The sequence below is a fragment of the Dactylosporangium sp. NPDC049742 genome, assembly GCF_040674675.1.
In the GTDB taxonomy this organism is placed as follows: Bacteria; Actinomycetota; Actinomycetes; order Mycobacteriales; family Micromonosporaceae; genus Dactylosporangium; species Dactylosporangium maewongense.
The window spans coordinates 40,698-63,869 of sequence record NZ_JBFANF010000035.1 but is presented as its reverse complement, the minus strand read 5'-3'; the positions used below and the strand labels follow the sequence as shown (position 1 = coordinate 63,869).

The 23,172-nt window shown below is 73.3% G+C and carries 18 protein-coding genes and 1 pseudogene; 9 read left to right on the top strand and 10 right to left on the bottom strand.

Features of this window, described 5'->3' with window-relative positions:
• The first annotated feature begins 155 nt into the window (after window positions 1–155).
• The 6 genes from AB0J72_RS34790 to AB0J72_RS34765 all read left to right on the top strand — a co-directional run bounded on the left by AB0J72_RS34790 (window position 156) and on the right by AB0J72_RS34765 (window position 8,638).
• Entirely contained in the window at window positions 156–1,415 is a 1,260-nt protein-coding gene (locus tag AB0J72_RS34790) for an effector-associated domain EAD1-containing protein (protein WP_363406187.1), read from the top strand.
• Between the two features lie 135 nt (window positions 1,416–1,550).
• Window positions 1,551–2,588 carry an effector-associated domain EAD1-containing protein gene (locus AB0J72_RS34785; RefSeq protein ID WP_363406184.1) on the top strand — a complete coding sequence of 346 codons (1,038 nt, stop codon included), beginning with the start codon at window positions 1,551–1,553 and terminating at the stop codon, window positions 2,586–2,588.
• Window positions 2,585–3,556, top strand: coding sequence for an effector-associated domain EAD1-containing protein (locus AB0J72_RS34780; protein WP_363406365.1), 972 nt, complete (start codon window positions 2,585–2,587; stop codon window positions 3,554–3,556). Before AB0J72_RS34785 ends, AB0J72_RS34780 begins: the two co-directional genes overlap by 4 nt.
• Before the next feature lie 2 nt (window positions 3,557–3,558).
• Window positions 3,559–4,509, top strand: a complete 951-nt coding sequence (locus AB0J72_RS34775) for a MoxR family ATPase (RefSeq protein ID WP_363406181.1) — start codon at window positions 3,559–3,561, stop codon at window positions 4,507–4,509.
• Between the two features lie 8 nt (window positions 4,510–4,517).
• Window positions 4,518–5,690: a VWA domain-containing protein gene (locus AB0J72_RS34770; RefSeq protein WP_363406178.1), complete on the top strand. Its 1,173-nt coding sequence runs from the start codon at window positions 4,518–4,520 to the stop codon at window positions 5,688–5,690.
• On the top strand, window positions 5,687–8,638 hold the full coding sequence (locus AB0J72_RS34765; protein WP_363406175.1) for an FtsK/SpoIIIE domain-containing protein: 2,952 nt from the start codon (window positions 5,687–5,689) through the stop codon (window positions 8,636–8,638). The genes AB0J72_RS34770 and AB0J72_RS34765 overlap by 4 nt, the downstream gene beginning before the upstream one ends.
• A gap of 68 nt (window positions 8,639–8,706) precedes the next feature.
• Here the strand turns inward: AB0J72_RS34765 and AB0J72_RS34760 are convergent, their stop codons facing one another.
• Both AB0J72_RS34760 and AB0J72_RS34755 read right to left on the bottom strand, forming a co-directional pair.
• A complete protein-coding gene (locus AB0J72_RS34760; protein ID WP_363406172.1) occupies window positions 8,707–11,913 on the bottom strand; it encodes a GH92 family glycosyl hydrolase in 3,207 nt (1,068 codons plus the stop codon).
• A 233-nt stretch (window positions 11,914–12,146) separates the two neighbouring features.
• Complete coding sequence (locus AB0J72_RS34755; protein ID WP_363406169.1) at window positions 12,147–12,431, bottom strand: YggT family protein; 285 nt, start codon at window positions 12,429–12,431, stop codon at window positions 12,147–12,149.
• Between the two features lie 130 nt (window positions 12,432–12,561).
• On the opposite strand from AB0J72_RS34755, the gene AB0J72_RS34750 reads away from it, so the two are divergent.
• Complete coding sequence (locus AB0J72_RS34750; RefSeq protein WP_363406166.1) at window positions 12,562–14,871, top strand: bifunctional diguanylate cyclase/phosphodiesterase; 2,310 nt, start codon at window positions 12,562–12,564, stop codon at window positions 14,869–14,871.
• A gap of 14 nt (window positions 14,872–14,885) precedes the next feature.
• On the opposite strand, the gene AB0J72_RS34745 is transcribed toward AB0J72_RS34750, so the two are convergent.
• Window positions 14,886–15,362, bottom strand: coding sequence for a hypothetical protein (locus AB0J72_RS34745; protein ID WP_363406362.1), 477 nt, complete (start codon window positions 15,360–15,362; stop codon window positions 14,886–14,888).
• The gene (locus tag AB0J72_RS34740; protein WP_363406163.1) at window positions 15,362–16,561 is read right to left on the bottom strand and encodes a hypothetical protein; all 1,200 of its coding nucleotides are present in this window, start codon (window positions 16,559–16,561) and stop codon (window positions 15,362–15,364) included. Before AB0J72_RS34740 ends, AB0J72_RS34745 begins: the two co-directional genes overlap by 1 nt.
• 41 nt (window positions 16,562–16,602) lie before the next feature.
• Between AB0J72_RS34740 and AB0J72_RS34735 the strand changes: the two are divergent.
• A pseudogene (locus AB0J72_RS34735) lies at window positions 16,603–16,971 on the top strand (alpha/beta fold hydrolase); the annotation flags it as partial.
• A gap of 162 nt (window positions 16,972–17,133) precedes the next feature.
• On the opposite strand, the gene AB0J72_RS34730 reads toward AB0J72_RS34735, so the two are convergent.
• Genes AB0J72_RS34730 through AB0J72_RS34715 form a run of 4 tightly spaced genes read right to left on the bottom strand, consistent with a single transcriptional unit; the run spans window position 17,134 to window position 19,320 of the window.
• Window positions 17,134–17,595 carry a hypothetical protein gene (locus AB0J72_RS34730; RefSeq protein ID WP_363406374.1) on the bottom strand — a complete coding sequence of 154 codons (462 nt, stop codon included), beginning with the start codon at window positions 17,593–17,595 and terminating at the stop codon, window positions 17,134–17,136.
• 53 nt (window positions 17,596–17,648) lie between these two features.
• Window positions 17,649–18,056 carry a hypothetical protein gene (locus AB0J72_RS34725; RefSeq protein ID WP_363406371.1) on the bottom strand — a complete coding sequence of 136 codons (408 nt, stop codon included), beginning with the start codon at window positions 18,054–18,056 and terminating at the stop codon, window positions 17,649–17,651.
• Between the two features lie 25 nt (window positions 18,057–18,081).
• Window positions 18,082–18,909 carry an alpha/beta hydrolase gene (locus AB0J72_RS34720; RefSeq protein WP_363406160.1) on the bottom strand — a complete coding sequence of 276 codons (828 nt, stop codon included), beginning with the start codon at window positions 18,907–18,909 and terminating at the stop codon, window positions 18,082–18,084.
• Window positions 18,910–18,963: 54 nt separating this feature from the next.
• On the bottom strand, window positions 18,964–19,320 hold the full coding sequence (locus tag AB0J72_RS34715; RefSeq protein ID WP_363406157.1) for a hypothetical protein: 357 nt from the start codon (window positions 19,318–19,320) through the stop codon (window positions 18,964–18,966).
• A 72-nt stretch (window positions 19,321–19,392) separates the two neighbouring features.
• Here AB0J72_RS34715 and AB0J72_RS34710 point away from each other — a divergent pair, with 72 nt between their 5' ends.
• The gene (locus tag AB0J72_RS34710) at window positions 19,393–21,312 is read left to right on the top strand and encodes an Hsp70 family protein (RefSeq protein WP_363406154.1); all 1,920 of its coding nucleotides are present in this window, start codon (window positions 19,393–19,395) and stop codon (window positions 21,310–21,312) included.
• On the opposite strand, the gene AB0J72_RS34705 is transcribed toward AB0J72_RS34710, so the two are convergent.
• Together AB0J72_RS34705 and AB0J72_RS34700 are read right to left on the bottom strand one after the other, a co-directional pair.
• The gene (locus tag AB0J72_RS34705) at window positions 21,293–22,549 is read right to left on the bottom strand and encodes an SGNH/GDSL hydrolase family protein (protein ID WP_363406151.1); all 1,257 of its coding nucleotides are present in this window, start codon (window positions 22,547–22,549) and stop codon (window positions 21,293–21,295) included. The genes AB0J72_RS34710 and AB0J72_RS34705 overlap by 20 nt on opposite strands.
• A 115-nt stretch (window positions 22,550–22,664) precedes the next feature.
• Entirely contained in the window at window positions 22,665–23,129 is a 465-nt protein-coding gene (locus tag AB0J72_RS34700; protein WP_363406359.1) for an Rrf2 family transcriptional regulator, read from the bottom strand.
• Window positions 23,130–23,172: the final 43 nt, after the last annotated feature.

The following is a 23,172-nucleotide window of genomic DNA, read 5'->3' as shown; positions in this document are numbered from 1 at the left end:
ACAGTATGTCGATACGCCGGCGCCGCGGAGGAGCAGCCGGACGGACAGATGTCGTACAGTGGCAGGCACTTCCGATCCCGATCGACGCGATCCGGCGGTGCCGCCGCCGGGCCTCACCGTGCGGCAGGTGGTGCCACATCGACCCGGAGCGCGCGATGCAGCGGCAGCTCATGGCGGCCATGCGCGACGCGTACACGAAGCGGTCCGACCTGGACCAGATGGTGTACTTCGTCATGGAGAGGAACCTGCCCGCCATCGTCGGCGACCAGGGTCTGCAGGACGTGATCTTCGAACTGATCCGCGCCGCCGCGGCCGAGGGCTGGCTGGACGAGCTGATCGACGCCGTCATCACCGACCGGCCCGGCAACCGCCTGGTCAAGCAGTTCGCGGCCGCCCACAGGCCAGACGGCCCGCCAACCGCGGCGACACCCGAGACGACCACCAGCGTCGGGCGGGACGCGCGCCATCCCGAGCCGCCCCGGCGGCCGCGGGCAGTCCCCGACGTCCGAACGGCCGTCGGCATCACACCGCAACCTCCCGAGCGGGCGATCGAGGACGCGGGTGGACCCATCGCCCCCGAACCGCGGACGGTGATCGTCCGCCGCGAGCCGTTCCTGTGGTCACCGGCCTTGCGCGAGACGGCCGATGCCGCGATCGCCATCGGCCGGCCGCTGCTGCTGCAGGGCGAGCCCGGCGTCGGGAAGACCCGCCTGGCCCACGCCGTCGCGTACGAGTTCGGCCTTCCGCTGGAGCAGGTCCCCGTCGACTCCGGCACCCGGAGCCGTGACCTGCTGTACGAGTTCGACACCGTCCGCCGCCTCGCCGACGCCCAGTCGGCTCACCTCGCCCCTCCGCACGCCTACGTCCAGTTGGGCCCGCTGGGCCGCACGATCGTCCGGGCCATGCACGGCCGGCGGTCCGTGCTCCTCATCGACGAGATCGACAAGTCGGGTCCCGACTTCCCCAGCGAGCTGCTGCGCGTCCTCGATCACCTGCGTTTCGAGATCGCCGAGGCGCCGGGCAGGTCATACGGGGTGCCGGCCGACCGACCTGAGCTCCGCCCGATCGTGATCATCACGAACAACGAGGAGCGGCCGCTCCCGAGCGGCTTCCTGCGCCGCTGCGTGACGCATATCGTCGAGCCGCCGGACGACCCGGCGACGCTCGACCACATCCTGGTCATGCACGGCGTCGACGACCCGGACCTGCGATGGCACGCGATCCACGTGTTCCTCCGCCTGCGGGCGATGGACCTCGAGCGCAAGCCCGGCCTCAGCGAGCTGCTCGACTGGGTCGGCTACCTGCGAGCCGTCGGCGCCCGCCCGGCCGACCTGCGGTCGTTGCCGCAGCTCGGCATGCTGGTGAAGCGCCGCGCCGATCAGGTGGCCGTCGCCCGGGCGTTCGACGACGGGTGATCCGCTCGTACGGCCGCCGGCGGGACGACATGTCAATGTGTCGACCGGTTGGGGGGATCTGACACACGCAGCGTTGTCGTACAGTGACAGGCGCTCCGGCCAGTCGATCGAAGGTGGTGCCGCATCTCCAGTCCGTTGACCGGCCGGCGCCTCGGCAGCCTTCTCGAGGCGATACTGGCCGCGTACCCGAGCCGCGCCGACCTGGACCGGCTGTTGCTGTTCTCGCTGGACCGGCGGCTGTCGGACTACGCCGGCGAGACCGGGCTGCGCCAGGTGGTGTTCGAGCTGATCCGGGCCGCCCAGGCGGAAGGGTGGCTGGCACAACTCGTCGACGCGGTGTACGTCGACCGTGGCGGCAACCAGCTGGTCCGCGCGTGGGTCGCCGCGAACGGCTCGCTGTCGGTGGCCGCGACCGGGCAGGACTTCGCCACCGACGAGGGCGGCCTGGAGCGGACCATCCGCGGGCACGTCCCCGACCTCGACCCGGCGCAGCTGCGGCAGCGCATCGAGGAGGCCGAGGGCCGGGTCTGCCGGGTCGAGGCCGACACGACGGCCGGTCCCCGGCCGCTCGGCACCGGAGTCCTCGTCGGACCGGGTCTGTGTCTCACCGCGTACCACGTGATCAGCGGCGTCCAGGGCGACGCCATCCGCCTGCGGTTCGACTACCGCTCCGCGGCCGGGACCGGGCACGTGTTCGCGCTGGAGCGGGACTGGCTCGCCGCCTCCGCCCGGCCGAGCGCCGCCGACGGCACCGCAGACGCGGCGGTCCCCGACCCGGCGGAGCTCGACTTCGCGGTCCTGCGGGTCGCGGGCGACCCCGGCAAGCAGCCGGCGCCGTCCGGCGCCCCCCGCGGCTGGATCGAGTCGGTGCGGGTCGACGCCCCCGAGCCGTACGACGACCTGTTCCTGTTGCACCACCCCGACGGCCGCCCCCTGCGCCTGTCGATCGGCCCGCTGCTGGACGTCAACGCCAACGGCACCCGCCTGCGGCACGCGGTCAACACCGCACCCGGCTCGTCGGGCGCGCCGTGCTTCGACGTGAACCTGGCCCTCGTCGCCATGCACCAGGGCGGCGACCCGGACTTCCGCCCGCAGCACCGCCCGACCCACAACCGTGCGATCCCGATCTCCGCGATCCGGCGCGCCCTGCCGCCGTCACTCGCCGCGTTCTGAGGAGGCACGGCATCGAGCACCACCAGATCCTGCAGTTCGCCGACGCGATGCAGGACGCCTACACCAGCCGGTCGCAGATCGACAGGGTGGTGTTCGCCGCCGGCCACGACCTGACGGCGATCGTCGGTGACGTCGGCCTCGACGCCGTCGTGTTCGGCCTGCTGCGGCAGGCGAAGGCGGCGGGTTGGCTGGACGCGCTCGTCAGCGCCGTGATCCAGGACCGGGCGGGCAACCCGCTCGTCAAGCGGTTCGCCGAGCAGCACGGCCGGTCCGCCGAAGTCGCCTCCGCCCTGGCAGTGCCACCGAACATCCGGATCCTCGACTCCACCTACTTCGACCTGGAAGCCATCAAGAAGACGGTCGCGCACCGGGTCCTGCGCCACCCGCCGGGCCTGCACGCGATCAGCCTGGCCTCGCGGGAGGACGTGCTGGTCAGCAAGTTCTGCACCTGGCTGCAGCACCGCCTCGGCGACGTGGAGCAGCCCCGGACGCTGACCCTGCAGCCCGAGTTCGCGCAGGCGGACCTGCGGGTCAAGCAGGTCCTGCAGCAGCTGCCCGCACCGGACGACGGTGGCCGGATCTGGTCGGTGCGCGTCGATCACGCCCCCTTGGACGTCGTCCAGGACTTCTGGCGCGGTGTCCACGCCAGCTGCCCGCCGCTCGAGCAGTGGTTCGTGCTGATCTTCACCGGCGCGTCCGAGCCCCTGCGCCTGGACGGTGTCGTCGACCTGGCCGAGCCGTGCTTCGGCGACGAGGACGTCTCGGCGTGGGTGTCCGAAGCGCTCATGGCGCTGGAGTGGGACAACCGGCTGCTCGGGCCGTGGAGCCACTACGTCGAGCGGGAGGCGACCGTGGCCGGGGCCCTCGACGTCCTGCTCACGTACGGCGCGCTCGACAAGAGCATCGGCGCGCTGCGCAAGGACCCGCACCCGCAACGATTCCGGCACTGGCTGGAGAAGGTGAGCTGACGTTGTACGTCCGCACCGTCGACACCTCGATGCGCCTCAGGGCCGACATGCCACCACCGGACACGCAATCCATCGAGGACGTCGAGGCCCACCCGATCGCCGAGCAGGACCCGCCGATGCGGCAGGTGCATCCGGAGCCGTACCTGCTGACACCGCAGCTCTGCGAGGCCGTCAACGTCGCGATCACCCTCGGCCGGCCCCTGCTGCTGCAGGGCGACCCGGGCGTCGGCAAGACCCGGCTGGCGCACGCCGTCGCGTACCGGCTGGGGCTGCCGCTGGAGCAGGCGCACATCAAGTCGACCAGCCGCGGCCGGGACCTGCTGTACGTCTTCGACGCGGTCCGCCGCCTCTCCGACGCGCAGCTCGGCGGCGTCGGCGGCGTGCCCCTGCCGGACCAGGCGGCCTACGTGCGCTTCGGCGCCCTCGGCCGGGCCATCGTGCGGGCCTCCTACGGCCGCCGCTCCGTGCTGCTCATCGACGAGATCGACAAGGCCGACCTGGACTTCCCCAACGACCTGCTCCGCGAGCTCGACGAGCTGCGCTTCGACATCGACGAGGTCCCCGGGGCCCGGCACCAGGTCCCACCGGACCGCGCGGACCTGCGCCCGGTCATCATCGTCACCAACAACGAGGAGAAGCAGCTGCCGGGCGCGTTCCTGCGCCGCTGCGTCTTCCACTTCGTGGAGTTCCCCGACGGCAGCCTCGACGCGATCCTGCGGATGCACGGCATCCGCAGCCAACGCTTGCGGCACAACGCGATCGAGGTGGTGCGGCGCCTGCGGGGCATGGGCCTCAACCGCGCGCCCGGCCTCAGCGAGCTGCTCGACTGGGCCGACTGCCTGCAGGCCGACGACGCCGACCCCGCCGGGCTGCACACGCTGCCCAACGGCGGCGCGCTGATCAAACAGCGCGACGACCAGCTCAAGGCCCGGGAACGGCTCAGCGCACCGTGACCGCCCCGATGCCGTCGTTCGTCCGGGAGCTCGTCACCCGGCTGCGCCGGCGTGGCCTGCCGCTCGGCGTCGACGACTGCGCCGCGCTGCGGACCGCCCTCGCCGCCGGGCACGGCCTCGACTCCCCCGCGGAGCTGCGGGCCCTGTGCGTCACGCTCTGGGCCAAGTCACCCCGCGACGCGGAGCTGATCAACGCCACGATGCATCTGGTACGGCTGCCGGACTGGCCCACCGCCGACACCCCTTCCCCGTCCAGGCCGGCCGACGTCGCCCTCGGTAAGCGGGCCGCACAGACCTCACCGGACATCGATGCTCCCACTGCGGCACCCGCTCCCGAGCTGGTCGAGGAGGAGCTGACCGTCGTGATACCGCCGCGGCACGCCGGTCCGGCCGAGCCGCCCCGATCGGGCATGACGTCGCCGTTCCTCGTCGTCCGGCCGCAGTACCCGCTCGCCGAGCGGGACGTCGCGCAGATCTGGCGGCGGCTGCGGCGTCCCGTCCGCCGCGGCCCGCTGACCGAGGTCGACGTCGACGCGACCGTCGACCGCTTCGCCCGCACCGGCCTCGCCGAAGGCCCGGTCCTGGTGCCCCGCCGGGTCAACGCGGCCCGGCTGCTGCTGCTCGTCGACCGCGACGGCTCCATGGCGCCCTACCACGGGTTCGTCGACCACGTCGTCGGCTCCGTCGTGCGCGCCGGGCGCCTCGACGACATCACCGTCGCCTACTTCCGCAACACCCCCGGCCGCAGCCGCGACCGCAGCGCCCTGGCGTCGCTGCCGGACACCCTCGCGTCCGACCTCGACCCGATCCTCGACCACGTCCCGCCGCTTCACACCGGCCGGGTGTACCGCGACCCCGAGATGCTCACCTCATGGCCCGTCGCCGACCTGCTCTCAGGCGTCACGCCCGCCACGGTGGTCGCCGCGATCAGCGACGCCGGGGCGCTGCGCGGCGCGTTCGTCACGACCCGGCTCTTCGACACCGTGGCGTTCGCCCTCGCGGTGCTGCGTCGCGGTGCCCGCCTCGCCTGGCTCAACCCCGTCGACCCCGACCGCTGGCCCGGCACGACCGCCGGCCAGATCGCCCGGCACGTCCCGATGTACCCGCTGACCCGCGCCGGTATGTACAGCGCCGTCGACGCGCTGCGCGGCCACCCCGTTCTGCTGGAGCGCCCGCTGTGACCGTCTTCGACCGGGTGTCGACGGCGGCCGCCAGGCTCGCCGAGGCCCGCGCGGCCCTCCCGCCGGGAGCCATCGAGCTGGCCTGTCACGCCGCCGTCCCCGTCGCCGTCGACCCGACCCTGCTCAACCTGCTGCGGATCAACTTCTTCGTCGACCCGCCGCACGACCTGCCGTGGTCGGTGGAGGCCGTGCTGCTGACGTCGCCGCTGTTCAAGGAGCTCGGCGGCGACCTGTACGAGATCGACGACGACCTGCGCCGCCACCTGCTCATCAGCCTGCGCACCACCTACGGCCCGGACCGCGCCGTGCAGGTGGCGCTGCTGCTGGAACGGTACTGCGACCGCCCCGGCGTCTGGGGCGCCCACCCGTTCCTGGAGCAGGCGCAGCGACTCACCGCGATCGGCATCATCGACCCATCGGCGGCCCACCGGTGGCTGGAGGAAGCCACCGGCGACTCCCGCGCCGAGACCGGCCTGTCGAAGGACTGGTTCGTCGCCATGCGCGGGCGGCTCGACCGCCAGCCAGACCCTGCCCTGCGCCTCGGCGCGGAGATGGAGGACGCGATCGGCCTGCTCCCGTCCAATGCGGCGGTCCAGAGGCTGGCCGAACTCGGCCAACTCCCCGGCGCCGACCTCGACGCCATCCGCGACGCACTCAGTTCCGTGCGCTCGGACGCGGCGGCGTCGGCCCTGGCGCTGCTGGACCGCCTGGCCGGCCCTGAGTCCTCGGACGCGGACCTGGAGGACGCACCGGTCCCGCTGACCGACCTCCTCGGCGGGTTCCCGATGTGGGACGAACACCTGGACGGCCGCCTCGTCCCAGTCCCGTTCGGCGTCGACGACGCCGGCAGGCCGGTCACGCTCGACCTGGAGCGGCACGGCCCGCACGGGTGGATCATCGCTCCCGCCTACACCGGCCGACGCCAGCTGCTGCGCACGATCGTCCTCGCGCTCGCCGCGGCCCACCCACCGCACGAGCTGGAGCTGCTCCTCGTCAGCGCGGGCGGCTCGCGGACGTTCACCGGCCTGAAGGACCTGCCACACACCGTCGGCGTCATCCCCGGCCCGCTCACCCCGATCAGCGCCGGACGGCTCGCCGACGACATCGGCCGCGAACTGGACCGCCGCCTGCACATGCCCGCGAACCGGCCGAAGCTCGTCATCGTCATCGACAAATACCTGAACGTCCCACCACGCCCGGACAGTCTTGTCGACCGGCTCTTCAACGCCGACGACGCCGGTCTCCACGTCCTGCTGACGGACGGATCCGAGGACTTCCGGTCGTCCGGGTTGCCGGAGCATCTGGGGTTCGAGCTGCGACTCGAACCGAACGCGCTGCCCGGATTCGGCACCTTCACAACTCGCTCCAGCGAGCCGCAACGGTTCCGGGGCGCCGTGACGTTCCTGCCGCTCGCCCCTCCGAGGCACGACACCGTCGCCGAATGGCTGGTCGCACGGATGTCCGCACTCGCCGGCGCGAGACCCTGGATCGCCGCGCCGGCCCCGTCCACGCAGCCGGCGCTGCTGGACCTGCTCGGCCCCCGCCGCGTCATCGAGGGCCGCGGCCTCACTGCCGGCTCCCAGGCCCTCTGGGGCAAGGCCGCCGGCATCGCCGGCAGCGTGGCCCGCAAGGACGGCACCGGCTACGAGCCGCTGGAGCTCGACCTCACGACCGGCAACGTCGCGATCGTCGGCATGCCGTACACCGGACGCGTCGACATCCTGATCTCGCTGGTGCTGTCCCTCGCTCTGACGAACACCCCGGACGAGGTGCAGTTCCTCCTCCTCGACCACGGCCGCGGCCTGGCCCCGCTCTTCGCACTGCCGCACGTCGGGCTCGCCGTCGACGACGAGGACGACCCGCAAGCCCGAAGCAAGGCGCTGCGTGCCGCGTTGCGGTTCATTGAACGGCGCCGCAGCACGCGCCGGCTCTTCCTGGTGATGAACCGGTGGGGCCCGCCCGACCTGGCTGAGCTGCTCACGCTGGCGGCCGCCTCGCGCGACCCGTCACACGGCTTCCACATCCTGGCGTCGGCCGAGTCGTGGGACGTCGGCGGCATCGAGTCGTTCACCACGAGGATGGAGACGAAGCTCGGGGACCCGTCGACCTCCCGCATCGACGCCGGCCTCGCCGCGGAGCTGCTCGCCGAACGACTCGACTACGGCCTCGCCCCGGACGGCGAACCCTTCGTCATCGGTCTCATCGGCGAGCACCGTGCGGACAACCGCGACAACGCCGCGGCGCTCGCCGCCGACATCGCCATCCAGTGGATCGCCTCGGCGGCCGGCGGTCAGCGGTCGTTGGGCGGTGGACGGTTCGCGTTGGTGATCGGCAACGTCAGGTCCAGCGACCAGTGGTACGGCGACACCTTACCCATACGGGAGAACCTCGCCGCGATGTCGGAGGTGCTCGGCGATCCGTCGATCGGCGGGTTCGCCGTGACCAGCACCGTCGACTTCGACCCGCAACGGATCCGGCAGGCGATCGGCGAGTTCCTGTCCGATCGCACGCACACCGATCAGGTGGTGCTCTACCTGGCCGGCCACGTGCTGCGTGACCTCGACGGGCCGGACGCGGTCGCCGGGGTCGGCATCCAGTGGCTGCGCACCCGGCTGAACGCGTGCCGGGCTCGCCGCCAGCTGGCGATCCTCGACGTCTGCACCGCCGATGAAGGCGACGGCACGCGCCTCGTCAACCTGCTGAGCGTCGCCGGCGACGCCACCGGGGCGTGGATGGTCGGTTCCTATCCGCGCGGCGGGCTCCCGAGATTCACCCGCGCGCTGGTCAGCGGGCTCCGCGACGGCTCGGCGGACAGCGACGGTGACGGCTTCATCACCGTCGGCGAGGCGTTTCAACGGGCGGTCGCCCACGGTGTGGCCGATGATGCATGGCCAGCGCTGCTACACAGGAATGACGCCGGGCACGAGTTCGTCATCGCCGTCGCCTGACAGCGAGGCGCCCCGGCGAGGTCTGGAGAACAGGACCACGCCGGGGCGGTTCCCCCGCCCCTGGGGGCTCAGCCGAACGCGCGCAGCTCGTAGATACGGGTTGCGGTGTCCGTGGTCTGGGTGGGGGTGGTGATGTTGAGGCGGACGTAGCGGGCCGAGAGCGCCACCGGGTGGGTGGTGTTCGCGGCGGTGTTGTTGGTGACCGTCACCGGGGTGGTCCAGGTGCTGCCGTCGTTGGAGACCTGGATGGTGAAGGCCTTCGTGTTGTAGTCGGCGGGCTCGCCGCCGGCCTGGGCGTGGGCGACCTCGAAGCGGGTCAGGGCGCGGACCGAGCCGAGGTCGACCTGCAGCCAGGCGCCCGCGACGCCGGAGCAGAACTTGTCGGTGTTGCCGCCGGAGACGCTGCCGTTGACGGCCTTCTCGGGGCCTTCGGTGGCGGCGCACGCGGTGGAGCCCGTGGCCGGCCGGTTCAGGGCCAGGTTCACCGGGACGGTCGCCGAGCCGTACGCCTCCAGCTCGTAGATGCGCGTCGCCCCGTCGGTGGTCTGCGTCGGGGTGGTGACGTTGAGCCGGACGTACCGGGCGGACGTCGACGCGAACTGGTGGATGGTGACCGGGTCGGCGTTGTTGGTGACGGTGACGGGGGTCGACCAGGTGCTGCCGTCGGTGGACAGCTGCAGGTTGAACGCCTTCGTGTTCAGGTTGGCTGTCTCCGCCCCGGCGCCGGCGTGCTTGACCACGATCTTGTTCAGCGACGCGGCGGACCCGAGGTCGACCTGCAGGTAGGCGCCGGCGACCGTGGAGCAGAACTTGTCGGTGTTGCCGCCGGTCACGCTGCTGTTGACGGCCTTCGACGGGGACTCCTCGGCGGCGCACGCGGTGGAGCCGGTGGCGGGCTTGCCGGCCGCCAGGTTCACCGCGGGGGCGGGGAGGGCGGTGTGGTTCGACGACGGCGGGGTGTCGCCGGCGCCGGTGCCCCACGAGCCCGGCGTGCCCGTCACCGTGTAGGCGATGTCGCCGCCGTGCGCGATGTCCGCCTGCGAGAGCCAGGTGCGGCTGAAGCCGGTGCCGTTCAGCGAGGCGGTGCCGATGTAGCGGTTGCTGTCGCTGACCGACGGGGCGGTGATGTTGAGCGTGCCGCCCTGCTGGCTGCCGTACGAGCCGATCGTCACCTTCGCCGACGGGAACTGCGGCGTGCTCACCCCGTAGAAGTTGGCGCCGTTCATCAGCGGGTACAGGCCCAGCGACGAGAACACGTACCACGCCGACATCGTGCCGAGGTCGTCGTTGCCGGTGACGCCGTTGGGGCCGTTGGTGAAGAGGGTGTAGGCGGCCCGCAGCACCGTGGAGGTCTTGTACGGCTGCCCGGTCCACAGGTACGTGTACGGCGCGAGCAGGTCGGGCTCGTTGTTCGGGTTGTACGTGGTGAAGCTGTAGTAGTCGTAGGCGCCGTTGACCCAGGTGTTGTGCGCGGTCCCCGACGGGTCGGTCAGCAGGTTGTTGTAGGCGAAGAAGCTGTCGAGCCGGTTGTTCGCCGCGGTCTTGCCGCCCAGCAGCGAGACCAGGCCGTCGGGGTCCTGCGGGACGAGCCACTGGTACTGGTAGGCGCCCGCCTCGTGGAAGGTGTGCGAGCCGTCGGTCGGCGAGTACGGGGAGCCCCACACGCCGTTGGCGTTGCGCGGCCGGAAGAAGCCGATCGACGGGTCGAACAGGTTGCGGTAGTTCTGCCCGCGCGCCTCGAACATGGTGGCGTCGGCGGTGTTGCCGAGGCCGCGCGCCATGATGGCGAGGGAGGAGTCGGCGGCCGCGTACTCCAGGGTGGCCGAGCTCGGGAACTTGCAGTCGTGGTCCATCGGCAGCACCGGGCCGCACGTGACGCCGGTCGGGATGTAGCCCAGCGACGCGTAGTAGGGGTTGCCGTTGCGGCCGTTGATGTTGGTGGGTACGCCGAGCGCGTTCTTGCGCAGCGCCGCGTACACCTGGGACTCGTAGCCGCCGAGCAGGCCGCGCGCCCACAGGTCGACGAGGAACGGGGTGACCGGGTCGCCGGTCATCGTGTTGGTCTCGGTGTTGGCGAGGGACCACTTCGGCAGCCAGCCGAGCTCGCGGTCCACGGCGAGCAGCGACAGCCCGTAGTCCCGGGCGACCTGCGGCTCGAGCAGCGCGACGAGCTGGTTCTGCGCGCGGTACGTGTCCCACAGCGAGAACGTCTGGTAGGGCGTGTACCCGGACGCGGTCCGCACCACGTTGTCGAAGCCGCGGTAGGAGCCGTTGACGTCGCCGGACAGGTTGGGGTGCAGCAGCGAGTGGTACAGCGACGTGTAGAACGCCACCTGCCGGTCGGTCGTGCCGCCGTCGACCTCGGCCTTGTGCAGCTTCGCGTTCCACGTGTCGCGCGCGGCGTTGCGGATGGTGTCGAAGCTGAAGCCGGCGGCGCTGGTCTCGGCGCTGAGGTTGGCCTGGGCTCCGGCGATCCCGGTGTACGAGAGGCCGACCTTCGCCGTCACGACCCGGTCGGACGAGGTGTCGAAGCGGACCCAGCCGCCCTTCGCGCCGCTGCCGGACGAGGCCCGGCTGCCGCCGGTGAACGTGGTGCCGGACCAGGTGCCGAAGGAGGCGAACGGCCGGCTGAACTTGGCCGAGAAGTACACGGTGTGCGCGGGCGCCGAGGCGCAGAACCCGGCGGTCGTCACGGACCCCTCGACGGTGTCGCTGCCGACGATCGAGATCGACGACGACTGCGCGCCGGTGCCGCTGCCCCGCGCCTGCGCGGTGTTGAACAGCACGTTGGCCTGGGTGCTCGACGGGAAGGTGTACCGCTGCCAGCCGCTGCGCAGCGTCGCCGTCAGCTCGGTGGTGACGCCGTTGGGGGTGGCGAGCCGGTAGTAGCCGGCGGTCGCCTGCTCCTGGGCGTGGTTGAGCGTCTGGCCGTAGGTGTTGGGGTCGGCGGAGTTGACCGCGCCGATCGTCGGCATGAGCGGCACCTCACCCATCACGGGGCAGCCGACGCCGGACAGGTGGGTGTTGGAGAAGCCCCACACCTTGCCGTGGTCGTAGTTGTACCCCGTGCCGTGGCCGGTGTCCGGGCTGACCTGCACCATGCCGAACGGCAGCGCCGCACCCGGGAAGGTGTTGCCCTCCTTCTGGGTGCCGATCATCGGGTTGACCAGCGTGGTCAGGTCCGCCGGCACGGCCGCCTGGGCCGGCACCGCGGGCAGGCCGGCGACGGCCGCGGTGACCGCCACCAGCAGTGCGCTGAACCGCAGTCTTCTCACAAACGCTCCGTTCGGATGCCACGGCACAGCCGCGGTGAGTGTCCCTGTGACCGCGGCGCGCCGATCGCCGAGGGAAGGAAGCTGGCGGGCTTCCTGCTGGAGAGGTTGGTCGCTGCCCCGAGTTCTGTCAATACTTGACATTTGCTACGGCCGTCGATCCGGTCCATCCACGGACACGAAAACGCCCGCCGCGCCGGGCGGCGGGCGGGCGGGCGTTACCGGGACAGCGGGCGTCAGATCATGCCGATGACCGCCCGCAGGACGATGATCGCCAGGAAGACGACGATGAACGCGAGGTCGATCCCGACCCCGCCGAGGCGCAGCGGCGGCAGCACGCGCCGGACCGGCGCCAGGATCGGCTCGGTGACCGCGAACACGCCCGCGGACACCCGCGAGCGGATCGAGCCTTGGGTCGACGGACCGGCCAGGACCACACTCCAGTCGAGGATGGCACGCGCGATCAGCAACAGCTGCACCACCAGCAGCACCAGACTCACGATGCCGAGAACGAGACCCATCGGATGCCTCCAGTGACCGGGCGGGACGTTCCTCCAACTGTGCGTCACGAATCTGTGGATCCGCTGAGCGCCGGCTGAGATTTGGTTCATGATCCCGGTCACCCGGCCGATGCCGACCTGTGTGAGAGGTGTGGCGGTCTGGCGTCCGACCGGTCTCCTGATCGGCGCGGTCGTCGTGCTGGTCATCGCGGAGGCGTGGTTCCTGGTGGGGCTGGCCCGGACGACGCCGGCGCTGGTGAGCTGGCTCGCGGTCCCCCTGGCGGTCGGGTGCGCGGTGTGGGCCTGCTGGACCACGAGCGCGGCGGAGGGGATGGCGCCCGGCGCGCGCCGCTTCTGGCGGCACGTGGGGCTCGGCATGGTCTTCATCGGCCTCGGCGGCGCCAGCAACGGCGTCGACATGTTCCTGCACCTGGTGGCGCCCCAGCACGTGAGTGGCCTCACCGCGGCGGTGTACCTGATGGGCCTGGTGGTGATGCTGTGGGGCCTGTTGCGGATCCCGGGCGCCCACCGCAGCCGGGGCGAGTGGCTGCGCTTCGGCCTCGACACCGCGACCGTCCTCGTCACCGTGGTCACCTTCGCCTGGCACTTCATCTTCCGGCACTGGGAGACGTGGTCGGGCGGCAACACCAGCGGCACGTGGGCCGTCATCGCGATCGTCGCGACCGGGTCGGTGTGCGTGTTCGCGTTCATCAAGGTGGCGTTCACCGGCACCGGCCCGCTCGACCGCAAGGCCCTCTACCTGCTCGCCCTCGCCGGCGGTGGCGGCGCGACCGGCGGCGCGCTGACGCCGCTGCTGACCGACCGCCCGCACCTCAACGGCACGCCGGTCGTGCTGCCCCTGACCTGCTTCATCCTGTGCCTGGCCGCGGACCGGCAGCGGCGGGCGGCCGGGGTCGAGCCACCGGCGGCGGTGCGGCGGGAGCGGCGGCCGCTGGTGCCCTACCTGGCGGTCTTCGCCACCGGGGTGCTGCTGCTCGCCGACGCGGCCGACGGCGGCGACGACGTGCTCGGGGTGGCCCTGGGCACCGTCGCGCTGGTCCTGCTCGTCGCGGCCCGGCAGGCGGCGGCGCTGCGCGACAACGCCGTCCTCGTCGACACGCTCGACAGCCGGCTGCGGGAGTTGGAGGAGTACCAGCAGACCCTCGCGTGGCAGGCGACCCACGACGCCCTCACCGGGCTGGCGAACCGCCGGCTGCTCATGCAGTACACCGGCGAGATCCTCGACGCGGGTCAGGACCCGGTCGCGGTCGCGCTGGTCGACGTGGACGACTTCAAGGGCATCAACGACGACCTGGGGCACGCCGTCGGCGACGCGCTGCTGACCGCGGTCGCGGCGCGGCTGGAGTGCCTGCGACCGGACGGCGGCCTGGTCGCCCGGCTCGGCGGCGACGAGTACGCGCTGGTCTTCCCCACCACCGGCGAGCAGCACGCGCTGCACGTCCTGGACACCGTGGCGGCCGAGCTGCGCCGCCCGCTCGACGCCGCCGGCCACGCCCTCGTCGTCGAGGCGAGCATCGGCCTGGCCCTGCACGCCGGCGACGCGACCGCGGAGGAGCTGCTGCGGCGCGCGGACGTCGCCATGTACGAGGCGAAGGCGCAGGGCAAGGGGCGGCGCGTCACGTATGCGCCGTGCCTGGACCAGCACAGCGCCGAGCAGGCCCGCACCGCCGCCGACCTGCGGGTCGCGCTGGACACCGGGCAGCTGCGCCTGCACTACCAGCCGATCGTGCGGCTGTCGGACGCCCGTACCGTCGCCGTGGAGGCGCTCGTGCGGTGGCAGCACCCGGAGCGCGGCATGGTGCGCCCCGACCTGTTCATCCCCGCCGCGGAGCGCACCGGCCTCATCGTCCCCGTCGGCCAGTGGATCCTCACCGAGGCGTGCCGGCAGGCCGCCAGGTGGCGCGACGAGCTCGGCCCCGACGGTCTGGAGTACGTGTCGGTGAACGTGTCACCGCGGCAGCTGCGCGAGGCCGGCTTCGCCGCGCAGGTCCAGGCGACCCTGCACAGCGTCGGCCTGCACCCCCGCCACCTCACCGTCGAGGTCACCGAGACGGCCGTGTTCGACGGCGGGTCCGGCCTGGAGGAGCTGCACCAGCTCAAGCGCCTCGGCGTCAACGTCGCCCTCGACGACTTCGGCACCGGCCACTCGTCCCTCGGCCTGCTGCGCACCTGCCCGGTCGACCTGCTGAAGGTCGACAAGTCCTTCGTCGACAACATCACCGACCGGGGCGACCGTTCGGTGATCGCGGAGGCCCTCATCGGCATCAGCGACGGCCTGCGCCTGCGCGCCGTCGCCGAGGGCGTCGAGACCGAGGCCCAGGCGGGGGTGCTGCGCCGGCTCGGCTACCGCTACGCGCAGGGCTACCACTTCGGCCGCCCCATGCCGGCCGCGGACCTCGCCGCCCACGTGCGGGCCGCCCACCCCGCCACCGTCGGCTGACCCCCCCGGCGGCGTCACCCGTCGACCGGGAGCGGGGCGCCGCAGACGGCGCAGGCGAAGTCGCCGTCGTGCACGATGTTGCGCTGGCCGCAGGCGGTACAGCGGCGGAAGACCACCGTGTCGGTGAACCCGCCCGGGTGGGGCGTGCCGGCCGCGTCGAGGGCGGCCGCGACGGCCGGCCAGCACGCCGGGTCGGGGCAGTAGCCGGTGGACTGGTTGCTCACCCGGTCGACGCGCCAGTCGGCGGCGAACCCCATCTCCCCGGCGGCGAGCACCGGCTCTCCGCCGGCGCAGGCGATGTGCTCGCTGCGCCGCGGCGCGAGGCGGAGCGTGCCGCCGAGGTCGACGACGAACGTGAACGGCTCGGCGAGCTCCCCGCGCGGGCGGGCCGCGAGCCACGCGGCGAGGTCGTCGCGGGACCGGATCACGGCGACGGCCACGGGTGGCAGGTCGCGCAGCTCGGCGGGCCCGACGTACTCGTACCGCCGCATCACGCGGCCAGGCGGGTCGTGGCGGCGGCGCGGACCTCGGGGGTCTCCAGGGGGTCGTCGCGCAGGACGGCGAGGCGGTGTTCGACGACGGGGCTCAGCGGTGCCCGCGCGGCGGCGAACTCGCGCACGTCCGCCTCGCAGTCCCAGAGGCCCTCGGTGAGCTGCCGGGTCGCGGCGTCGGGGTCCAGCGCGGTGAACGCCTTCAGGGTGGCGGCGCGCTCATAGGAGTGCGGGGTGAACCAGGCGCGGCGCAGCTTCGGGACCGCGGCCCGGGCCGCGTCGCCGCCGATCCGGGCCAGGCCGGTGGCGAGCCGGTCGAAGCCGCACAGGTCGTCGCGGTCCTCCAGCCACGCCCAGCCGGCGAGCAGCGCCGGCCCGTCGGACCCGTCGCCGTGCTCGGCGAGCAGCACGCACCCGGTCCAGCCGATCGGGTGCGGCAGCCGGGCCGCCCACGCCCGGGCGACCGGCACGGCCGCCGCGCCGAGCTCGCCCAGGGCGTTGCCGAGCGGGCCGTGCAGCTCCTCCACCGGCAGGGTGGCGACCAGGTCGAGCAGCGCGGGCTGCGGCCCGTGCCGGCGCAGGTGCCGCAGCGCGTGCCGGCGCTCCTCGACAGTCCCGGTGCCGACCTTGGCCAGCAGCTCGCCGGCGGGGGCGCCGCTGCACGGGCACCGCCGGTCGGGTGGGCGGCACGCTGCGATCGCGGCGGCGATCCGGTCGTCGCGGGCGGCCCAGCCGGTCCACGGCCGCGCCGCCCAGCCGATCATGTCGCCGGGGCGGAGCCGGTCCGCGGCCACGGGCAGCAGGTCGTCCCACAGCTCGGCGGGCCACGCCGCGGCGATCTCCTCCAGCGCGTCGACCCAGTCCGCCCCGTGCCGGACGTGCTCCCGGACCGCGTCGACCGCGACCTGGTCGCCGCCGCGGCCGAGCTGCGTCAGCACCTGCATCGCGTTGCCGACCGCGTTGTCCTCGTCCTCGCCCCGCAGCACGCCGGCGATCCGCCCGGCGTCGATCCCCAGGTCGCGGACGAGCCGCGCCAGGTACAGGGCCCTGTCGTCGAAGATCCGCCAGTACCGGTGATCGCGCCGGACGCACGCCATGACCGCCTCGGGGTCCAGCGCCAGCGCGGCGCCCCGGCCGAGCCCGCGCTGCAACGCCCCGGCGACCGTCGACGGGCTGTCGTAGTACCACTCGCCGCTCAAGCACTCCATGCTCCGCCCGCCGCGCCCGGACTGCGAGCGAATTGCCGCCGGGAGAGGATGGGCGGCATGGGGAGGATCGTGCCGTTCCGGGCGGAGTTCGGCGTTTCCTGAAGGTGGCGGGTCCTCTGGCCGGCGCGGGGTTCCACGTCGTGCGCCCGTCGCTGCCCGGGTACGGGTTCAGCGACAAGCCCACCGGCACCGGCCGGGGTGTGGAGCGCATCGCGGCGGCCTGGGTGGAGCTGATGGCGGGCCTCGGCTACGAGCGGTTCGCCGCGCAGGGGCACGACTGGGGCACCAGCGTCAGCACCGCGATCGCCCAGCAGGATCCCGGCAGGGTGGTGGGGCTGCATCTGGTGCCGCCGCTCGCGGCGCCCGACCCGGCGACGTTCGAGGACCTGACGGACGCGGAACGGCGGAGCCTCGCGGACCTGGAGCGGGCCGGCGCGGTCGAGGACGGATATTCCCTGGAGCAGTCGACCCGGCCGCAGACCGTCGGCTACGGGCTGGTGGACTCGCCCGCCGCCCTGTGCGCGTGGATCGTGGAGAAGTTCCGGCTTCGAAGCGCTGCGGGGTCAGTAGGTGCGGTGGTGGCACCAGGAGCGGGCGGCGCGGGTGTTGAGCAGGATCAGGAACAGGGCCGGGAAGGCGGCGCTGACGATCGTCGACACGGTGAGCAGCGACGTGGAGTAGGCCTGCCACGCGACCGAGGCGAGGCTGAGGACGTTGAGCACGGTGAGCAGGATCCGGGCCCAGTTGCGGCCGCGCTGGACCTTGCGGCCGAGGATGATGGCGATCAGGCCGATCCCGGCGAAGACGGCGACGACGACCGCGACGGCGGACGTGACGGACGCGTCGTAGGTGCCGAGGCGACCGCCGAGCTGCTTGGTCATCTCCGAGGCGGCCAGGGCGAAGAGCGCGGCGATCCCCAGCATGAGGAGGCCGCCGAGGTACTGGAAGATCGCGACGACGTGCAGCGAGGCGGGTGCGGTGCTGCGCATCGCGTACGCCTGCTGCGGCGGGTATGCGTAAGCCATACCGAGGAGCATGGTCCGGCGCCGCCGCGGGCGACTCGCACGTTCATGCCACTTCAGCCCGGTGGGCCCCGGCGGACGTACGGCAGGACCGCCCCGTCGTCGGCGCGGACCACGCGGCGGTCGCCGAGCGGCCTGGACAGCGTCAGCGAGTCCCACGCCGTCCGGCCGTCGGAGCCGAGCCCGGCGCAGGCCCCGCCGGAGCGCGGCGTCCTGCTGACGACGTCGCCGACGCGGACCTCGGTCGACGTCTCCGCGGCGGCGATGGTGAACTGGCCGGAGCACCAGCCCTCGTGCGGCCAGTCGAAGCGGATCACGATCGTGTTGGAGTCGCCGCCCTGGCCGAGGTCCGAGTACGCGGTCGGCCGGTGCCGCGTCTCCGGCGGCCCGGCGGAGACGCCGTAGAAGAGCGCGGTCACGACCAGGCCCGCGAAGGCCAGCAGGACGATCCACCAGTGCCGCACGCGCCGATGGTACGGCCGCGCCGCGCTACGTGAGGGCCCGCAACGCGGCGGCGATCTGGGCGACGGCGACCGCGGCGTCCCTCGTCAGCGCCAGCTTCCTCGGGAAGTTGTGGAAGGTTCCCTGGTACCGGGTGGCGATGACCGGCACGCCCGCGGACGCGAGGAAGGCGGCGTACCGCTCGGCCTCGTCGCGCAGGATGTCCAGCTCGGCGGTGACCACGACCGCCGGCGGCAGGCCGGCCGGGTCGGCGAGGAACGGGTCGAGGTCCGGCTGGTGCCGGTCCACGCCCGGCGGGCAGAACAGGTCCCAGAACTCGGCCATCTCCTGCGGCCACAGCCCGTCGTTGCCGAGGTCCGGGTAGTCCATGACGGGGCTCAGCGCCGGGCAGATCAGCACCTGTGCCAGCAGCCCCCGCCCGGCGTCGCGTTCCCGCCGGGCGGTGACCGCCGCGAGCAGCCCGCCGGCGGAGTCACCGGCGACCGCGACGGCCGTGGGGTCCAGTCCGTGCTGCCGCCCGTACACCCGCAGCCAACCGCAGACGGTGTCGATGTCCTCGAACGCGGCCGGGAACGGCGACTCGGGCGCCCGCCGGTAGTCCACGGCCAGCACCGCCCAGCCGGTCTCGGCCGCGAGGAGCCGGCACAGCCCGTCGTGCGTGGTGAGGTCGCCGAGGACCCAGCCGCCGCCGTGCGCGTAGACGATCACCGGCGGCTCCGCCGCGTCACCGTCCTGGTAGAGCCGGACGGGCACCCCGTCCGCGTCGAGGTCCCGCACGCTCCGGACGGCCCGCCCGGGCCCGACCTGCTCGCCGACCGCGTCGACCATCACCTGCCGCTGCGCCACATGATCCACGGCAGCAGTATGCCGCAGCGCCTCACATCCTGAGCTTGTGCGCCCACCGATAGTTCAGGTGGTGCGGGCCAATTCGAACATCTGCGTGTGCGAGCCGCACCACTTCGCGCAGTGGAAGTCGACGGCGCGGACGTGGAGCACGAAGTTGAACGGGTCGCGCCGGCGGCCCGCCAGCCACGCGTCGAGCCGGTCCCGGCCCTGTTCCTCGGCGGCGTCACCGAGGATCGCGATGCGGTGCCCGCGCCGCTCCAGGTCGGTGCCGGCGGCCGCGATCACGTCGGCGGCGGCGCGCCGGTCGCCCGCGACCGCCCGTTCCCGCGCCGCGCGCAGGTCGTGGTCGTCGAGGGCGCGGTCCACGTCCGTCACGAACGGCAGCGGCGCACGTTCGCGGCGGAAGATGCTCTTGAACATTCCGGCGATCTCAGGCGGGCGCGGTCCGGGCCGTTGTCGCCGGAACGGGTGGATGCGTTACTGTGCCGCGCCATGACGCGTGCGCGGTCCCGGCTGGGCATCGACTTCGGCACGTCCACGACGATCGCGGTGCTGCAACGGGCCGACGGGCGCGTCCAGCAGCTGCTCTTCGACGGCTCGCCGCTGCTGTCCTCCGCCGTGCTGCTCGGGCCCGACGGGCGCCTGCACACCGGGCGCGACGCGGCGCACCTGTCGCACAGCTTCCCGGAGCGGCTCGAACCCAACCCGAAGCGCCGCATCACGGACACCGCCGTCCTGCTCGGCGACGCGGAGGTCGGCGTCCGGGACCTGGTCGCCGCGGTCCTGCGGCGGGTCGCTGCCGAGGCGGCCAGGGTCGCCGGCCCCGTGCACGACGTCACGCTCACCCACCCTGCGGACTGGGGCGCGGGCCGCCGGGCGCTGCTCACCGACGCGGCGCTGCTCGCCGGGTTCGACCCCGCCGGGGTGCGGCTGGTGCCCGAGCCCGTGGCCGCCGCGACCTTCCTCGCGGAGGCGCAGGAGGTGCCCGTGGGTGCCGTCGTCATGGTGTACGACCTGGGCGCCGGCACCTGTGACGCCACGCTGCTGCAGCGCCGGGCGGACGGCTTCGAGCCGTTCGCGTCCGCGGGCCTCAACGACCTCGGCGGCCTCGACGTGGACGCGGCGGTCGTCGGGTTCCTGCAGGCGACGTACGGCACTCTCTGGACCGACGCGGCGACCCGGCGCCGGCTGTGGGACCAGGTGCGGGCCGCGAAGGAGATGCTGTCGCGCGCCAGCGGCACCGTGATCATGGTGCCGGCGCTCGGGCGGGAGGTGCCGCTCGGGCGGGAGCAGCTGGACGGCCTGATGCGGCCGGTGCTGCGGCCGAGCGTGGCGATGGTGCAGACGCTGCTCGCCGAGGACGGGCTGCGGCCTGCCGAGCTCGGCGGGCTGTTCCTCGTCGGCGGCTCCAGCCGGATTCCCCTGGTGGCGACGATGCTGCACGAGGCGCTCGGGGTCGCGCCGGTGGTCGCCGAGCAGCCCGAGCTGGTGGTGGCCGAGGGCGCGCTGACCGTCGCGCGACCGGCCCCTGCCACGGCGGCCACGGCCGGCGGCTCCCCCACCGCCCCGCCGCATCCCGGCGCCCCACCGGCCGGCGCCGCGCCGCGCCCCGGCGCCGCGCAGAGGACCAGCGCAGCGCAGAGCACCGGCGCAGCGCAGAGCACCGGCGCAGCGCAGAGCACCGGCGCAGCGCAGAGCACCGGCGCGGCGCCGGTCGAGCCGGTGGCCGGCGCGCGGTCCGGGGCACGCGGGCGGAGGTCGCGGAAGCGGCTGCTCGCCGGGGTCGCCGCGGGCGTCGTCGTCCTCGCCGGTGCCGCCGTCCTCCTGGCCAACCTGCCGGACGACTCCGCCGGCGCGTCCGACGGCGCCTCGCCGACCGCCGCCGCCGCCCGCTACGACCTGAGGAAGGTCCCCGACGAACTGTGCGCCAGCATCGACCTGGCGCCGTTCGCCGGCCTGTACGAGAAGGCGGACTCCCCACCGGCGTCCCGGCTCGACGTCGGCGCGGCCGGCGGCAACGCGTCGTGCATCGCGGTCCGGCTGCACGACAACGGGGCCGGGCGCGCTTCCTTCGCCGCCGAGCTCCGGATCACCCCCGAGGAGGCGACCGCCGCGTACGACTACAAGCAGCGCATCGCCGGCGACGCCGCCCTCAACGTGCAGCCCGTCCAGCTGACGGGTCTCGGCGAGGAGGCCGTCGTCTTCGAGATGGCCGGGTCCAGCGCGCAGGCGAAGACGATGCTGACCCTGCGCATCGGCGTCCGCGACGGCAACCTGGTGTGGCAGATGCGGATCTCCGTCGACCGTCAGGACAAGGCCGGCTGGACGGCCGCGCAGAAGCAGGACCTCCGCGACCGTCTCGTCACCGTCACCCGGGCGGCGCTGCCGAAGGTCACGGCTGCGGTGCGTTGACGATCTGGATGTCGTCGACGTAGCCGCGGAACGTGCCGGTGCCGCCGGGCTGGTCGTAGCCGATGCGGATCTGGTCGACGGTGCCGCCCGCCAGCCCGGCGAGGCTGACCTGCACCAGGTTCCACTGGTTGACCACCAGGCGCCGGCCCTCGCCCTGGAACTGCGGGTGCGCCCTGACCCCGAACTGGTCTACGGCGCCCGAGTCACGCAGCGACCGGCCGTCGGTGAGCGCGAGGTCGAGCGCCGCGAAGGTGCCGTTGACGGACTGCGGATAGATCCAGTAGGTGAGCGTCGTGCCCGCGGTCAGCGGCAGGTGCACGTCGAAGACCCGGTTGTAGGAGTACGACCCGGCGGCGCTGGTGTCGGTGCCGGAGTACATGAGCGCGTAGGTGCCGCCGTGCGCGACCTCCGCCCGGCGGCCCGACTCCATCGACGTGAGGCCGCAGCAGTACCCGGTGACGTTGCGCGCCGCCTGCACCGTGTCGGTCCACGTGAGCGGCGGCGCGGCGGCCCCGAAGTCGGTCTTGAATAGCGGCCACGGCCGACCGGCGCCGAGCACCGGCTGGAGCGCGGAGAACCACACGTCGGCGAGCTTGGCGTAGCCGCCGTCGGTCGGGTGGATCCGGTCGGGGCCGATGTCGGCGAGGGTCAGGTTGGCGTGGAAGTCGGCCAGGCGGACCTTCTTGCCCGCCGCGGCCTTGGCCTGGACGATGCCCGGGATCTGGCCGTTGTACGCGCGGACCCTCGCCTCCACCGCCGCGTCCGGGTTCGGCACGAGCGTCGAGACGACGACGGTCGCGGTGGGGGCGGCCCGCAGGATCTGGTCGACGAGGGCGCTCAGGCGCGCCGGCGCGTTGGGCAGGTCGTAGCTCTGCAGCATGTCGTTGGTGCCGACGTTGAGCAGCACGACGTCGGGCCGGGCCGCCGCGATCCAGGCGTCGGCGCCGGCCGCGACCTGGTCGACGCGGTACCCGGGATGGCCCTCGTTGTCGTTGTCCGCGGCGGTGCCGGAGCGCTGCGAGCCGACCATGTCGACCGCGACCCCGGCGTCGTCGGCGAGGTGCCGGCGCAGCGCCTCCCGGTAGCCGTTGCCGTCGGTGGAGCTGGTGCCCCACGTGATCGACGCACCCAGCGGCATGATCCGGGCGGGCGTCGCCGCCTGGGACGCGGCCGCGGGGACCACGGCGAACGCCGCGGCGGCCAGCACCGTCGTCAGGGCACGGACGGATGGGCGCACGGCAGCTCCTCGATCGACCGGGATGTTGCCGTACAGCTAAGAGCATCGATACAAGTTGTGTCAACGATGTCAGGTCACGGCGGCCGCCGGCGTGCCCCCGGCGGGCGTGGCGGCGTCAGCGCAGCCAGGCGCGGATGCCGTCGAAGACGGCCGGGCCGTAGTCGCCGGTGACGCTCTCGGCGAGGTCGGCGATGGTGACCGCCCGCAGCGCCTCCCGCCAGGCGTGCTCGGCGGCGGCCATCGCCCGGCTGATCGCGCACGGCGCCGTGCACATCTCCGCCGGGGTCGCGAGGGGCCCCCGCTGGCGGATCTCCGTGCACACGAACGCAGGCTGCGGCCCGTCCACGGCGACCACCACGTCCAGCACGGTGATCTCGCTCGCCGGGCGCGTGAGCCGGTAGCCGCCGGCGTGCCCCTGCACCGAGTGGACCAGGCCGGCCCGGGACAGGCTCTGCAGCTGCTTGGCCAGATAGCTGCCGGAGACGTCGTGCAGCTCGGCGAGCCGCCCCGCCGGCACGGGCGCGGGCGCCGCGGTGAGCACCACGCAGCAGTGCAGCGCCCACTCGACCCCGCCCGACATCTTCACCCCGCCATCCTACTTGACTCGGACACTTCATGTCCGG